Source organism: Caballeronia terrestris (genome assembly GCF_001544515.1).
Lineage (GTDB): Bacteria > Pseudomonadota > Gammaproteobacteria > Burkholderiales > Burkholderiaceae > Caballeronia > Caballeronia terrestris.
Map to the genome: position 1 here is coordinate 1 of NZ_FCOL02000180.1, position 4,017 is coordinate 4,017.

The following is a 4,017-nucleotide window of genomic DNA, read 5'->3' on the forward strand; positions in this document are numbered from 1 at the left end:
CCGTTGCCAGATCCTCGAGTTGGGTTTCGAGCCGATCGATCTGCCGCTCCAACTGCTCGGATTTACGACCGAAGTGCATGCGCCTGAGCTTGTCGATCTGCGCTTTCAGGCGTTCGATTTGCTGGTCCCGTTCGACAATCTCCCGGTCGCGTTCGGCGATCTCCTGCTGCATCTTTGCGATCGATGCCTGCTGCTCGAGCACCAGGGCGTGGAGCTCGGCAACGGTGTCAGGAAGCGGCGCATGATCGGGCATGTGCCGCAGTTTACGAGCCTTCGATGCGGTTTACAACATCGACAATGCGGCCGTGCGACGGGGCTGTCGCCAATCGATGCCTTCCAGCAACATCGACAGCTGTGCCGACGTCAGAAAGATCTTGCCGCCATCCGCCTGGGGCCAAATAAACCGCCCATGCGAAAGCCGCTTCGCGAGAAGCCATAGTCCGTCATCGGTTGCCCATAGAATTTTTACGAGATCGCCGCGACGTCCCCGAAAAATGAACACGTCGCCGCCGAGCGGCAATGTGTCGCGACACATTGCCGCTCATATGTGACGGGTGCCAATATGTGGCGGCTGGGTTCGCGCGTGAGGTGCACGCCTGGCTTGGCGCCGAATCGTTCGCGATCGCCGCCACATAGGATTCAGATCCGTTCGAGCAAGCGTAACACTTCGTCCGTCGGTTTGTAACGCGGCCCTCGTTTGCCTGACACTCCGCTCTGCTCTAAACCTCGACGCATCATCTCCACGTCTGCAGCGGCGTAACGATGTGTCGTTGTGACTTGCGCATGTCCCAGCCAGGCCTGAATGGTCGGAAGGTCCACGCCAGACTGCAGAAGGCTCATTGCCAGGGAGTGTCTTAGGACGTGGGGCGACGCGTGTTTGCGGGCAAGTTCGGGCAGCCTCTCGGAAGCGATGGCCATTGCCCGCCGCACGACGTGCGTTGCGCCGAAGCGCGTGAGTCGCTCTCCTTGGGTGCCCACGAATAGTGGAACGCTGTCATGGCGGCCAATCCCTCGTTCGCGCAGAAGCGCCTCAAGCGCTTTGGTGAGGTCGTCCGCCAACGGCACCATTCGCTGCTTGCGCCCTTTGCCCCGCAGAAGAACCTGTCGTGGACGATCGAGCTGCAGGTCAGAAGCGTCGACGTCGAGGGCCTCCGAGACACGCGCTCCGGTACGAGCAAGGAAGAGCAGCAAAGCGCGATCACGTCGACCGCGCGGTGTCTGTTGATCCGGCGCATCGATGAGAGCGGCAAGTTCGCGTCGCGACAGATAACAGGTCACACCCGTGTCCGATCGTTTGATTGGGATGGCGAGCACCCGTTGCGCTAGTCCAATCGACGCTGGATCGTTCACTGCTACGTGATGGAAGAATGATCGGATCGCGGTCAGGCGCACGTTGCGCGTCTGGACGCAGTTACCGCGCTCTTGCTCGAGATGATCGAGGAAGTCGAGGACGATGTCGCGATTGAGATCCGACAGGGTTAGCTGATACGGCTTGCGTCCAGTGCGTTTGCAAGCGAACAGGATGAGAAGGCGTAGAGCGTCGCGGTAGCTGGCGATAGTCGACGCGCTGGCGTTCCTCTGACTGGGAAGGCGATGAAGGAAGAAGGCCTCGAGTAGTCGCGCAAGTGAAGCGGGATTGCTCATGACACACCTCCCTCGCCGAAAGCACGTTGCGCCACGAGGCCGAGCAACTCTGCCGTTCCAGTGACGTAGTACGCGGTATCGCTATAGCGGACATGACCCAGGTAGGTCGCGAGCAGAGGCAGAAGCGCTTGAACATCGAGGTTCTCTCGGTGCCACGCTGCCAAACGAGCGACGACGAATCGATGCCGCAGATCGTGTGGTCTCATAGCCCTCGCAGAGTTCCCCTCGAGTCCTGCGAGCGCACAGGCCTTGTGGAAGGCGGTGTACAGCGCCGCACTGGACAGTCTGCTGCCGCGAAGGCTGACGAAGAAGGCCTGACACCGTGATATCGGAAACGCGCTATCCCTAACGAGAGCGTAGGCGCGTAGCGCGTTAAGTGTCGTGGCGTGGACCGGAACAAGGCGGTCCTTCCGGAACTTGGTTCTGCGTACCTGGAGAACGCCTTCGACCAGATCCACGTCAGCTCGATCGAGGCGCAGCGCTTCGCCAGAGCGCAGGCCGGTACTGGCCAACAGGCCTACCAACGTCTCCAGGGTCTGCCCTCGCTGCTCGCTGTGTGGAGAAACATGCCGAGATTCCGTCATGAGCGCTGCCAGTTCCACGTCATTGAGGATTCGCGGTGGTGTGACTGCGCGAGACCGTGGCAATACATGCGGATCGAGGGTCTCCGTACGGGTGTCGTATACGGAGAGGTACTCGGCAAAGCGCCGAAGAACTGCATAACGACGGGCGCGGCAGTTGCCAGACCCGTCGGCCGACAGAGCGAATGCGATCGCCATGTCCTGCGTCAACGGACCCATAGTTTCACTGTCTTCGACGTATCGCAGGAAGACGCGCAACGTTGCTGCCTGCTTGCGGAATGCGTAGCCCAGAGACCGGCGAAGCTCGATGTAGTCCTCCAGTTTGGAGGCGAGCATTTGCGGGAAGTCGTTCATGACTTACTCCCTGGATATGGAAGTGGAACGGTAGCTAGCTGCGGCAGCGCGACTTTCACGTAGATTGCCGTCGTGTCGATGTTCCGATGGCCCAGCAGGTCGGCGACCTCCTTGATGGGGCGCTTCTGTCCGACCAACTGGGTTGCCAGACTGTGACGCAGGAGGTGGGCACCGGCTCGTGGAAATTGCAGGTCGCATCGCTCCAGCCGGCGACGGACGAGGGCGGCCAACGTGGAACTGCTGCGGAGAGGACGCGCGGGTGGCCGGTGGCAAAGGAAGACCTGCGGAGCCTGGGTCTTTGGCCTGGCGTGAAGCACGTATTCCGCAAGCGCGTCGCCCACCTCCTCCAGTAGCGGAACGACGCGGTCCCGCCGCGCCTTGGTGCGGCGTACGACCACTTCGCCGGCTCGCCAACGAATGTCCTGAAGCTCGAGCAATCGCAGTTCCCGACTACGCATCCCTGTCGTCGCGAGCAATAGCAGCACGGCGCGGTCGCGCACACCAGAAGGATCCGTGACGTCAATTGCATCGACTACTCGCCTGACCTCCTCCCACGCCAGTCGGGGCGGCAAATGTGCCATCCGCCAACATGGCACCCGTGGCACGAGTCGGGCGAGTTCCTCCTCAATGAGGCCGGCCCAACGCAAGAACCGGAGGAACGAACGAACATGCGAGACGGTAGCCGATCTCGTGTAGTCGTTGACGCTTAGCGACAGAAGGTGACTGACGAGGGCCAACACATTCTCACCCGTCATTGCGGACAGTGATCGACCAGGAACATGCTCCTTGTACCATCCGAGCATGCGGCGCGCGGCCAGTATCCTTCCTTGGCGAGTTCTGGGCTGCAGCCCGCGAACCTTGCACAAGTGCTCGTCGTAGGCGGCTAGCAGTTGCCAGTCGGGATCCGGGGTCCTGTGCTCACGCGCTACCGGGAGTCGTTCCTGTATCAGTCGAAGCACATGGCGTATCGCAGTTTGGGCTCCGACACGGACGCTCGGTGCTTCAATTGCAAGCAGATAGCGCTCGACAAGGTCCTGACCAATCGCCGCACTATCCCGAAGACCAGCCTTGCTCGCGAACTGACTAAAACGGGCGATGCGGTCGAGGTACACTCGCGCTGAGGCTCGCGCGTAGCCAATCTCCGAGAAACGGGCGGCAATGCGGTCCATCTCGCCACCTAATGCGCCGCTGCGCAGGCGTTCCAGGACGCCTGGATACTTGAAGTAAAGCTCCAGCATGACATTCTCTCCTTTGCATGATGCGCCGGAACGTCCCGGCGTCAGGAGAGAGTAAAAACTCAAATATTATGTGGCGGCAACGACGACGACACTGTAACTCGGAAACACTTATTTTATTGCATTGTACTAAACCGCTGACGCGGTAGTGGGAGGTGGGCACAGGTTTATGGCTGACGTTTCATGAAGAGGGTTGTCTGGCG

5 protein-coding genes are annotated in these 4,017 nt (G+C 60.5%); all 5 read right to left on the minus strand.

Annotated elements, in window-relative coordinates:
- The coding region (locus tag AWB67_RS34750; protein ID WP_445344249.1) for an IS66 family transposase at positions 1-253 on the minus strand (253 nt) is incomplete at its 3' end.
- Between the two features lie 30 nt (positions 254-283).
- Positions 284-535: an IS66 family insertion sequence element accessory protein TnpB gene (gene tnpB / locus AWB67_RS34755; RefSeq protein ID WP_087660466.1), complete on the minus strand. Its 252-nt coding sequence runs from the start codon at positions 533-535 to the stop codon at positions 284-286.
- 104 nt (positions 536-639) lie between these two features.
- The gene (locus tag AWB67_RS34760) at positions 640-1,644 is read right to left on the minus strand and encodes a tyrosine-type recombinase/integrase (protein WP_087660467.1); all 1,005 of its coding nucleotides are present in this window, start codon (positions 1,642-1,644) and stop codon (positions 640-642) included.
- A complete protein-coding gene (locus AWB67_RS34765; protein WP_062641204.1) occupies positions 1,641-2,579 on the minus strand; it encodes a tyrosine-type recombinase/integrase in 939 nt (312 codons plus the stop codon). The genes AWB67_RS34760 and AWB67_RS34765 overlap by 4 nt, the downstream gene beginning before the upstream one ends.
- A complete protein-coding gene (locus AWB67_RS34770) occupies positions 2,576-3,817 on the minus strand; it encodes a site-specific integrase (RefSeq protein WP_087660468.1) in 1,242 nt (413 codons plus the stop codon). Before AWB67_RS34770 ends, AWB67_RS34765 begins: the two co-directional genes overlap by 4 nt.
- Positions 3,818-4,017: the final 200 nt, after the last annotated feature.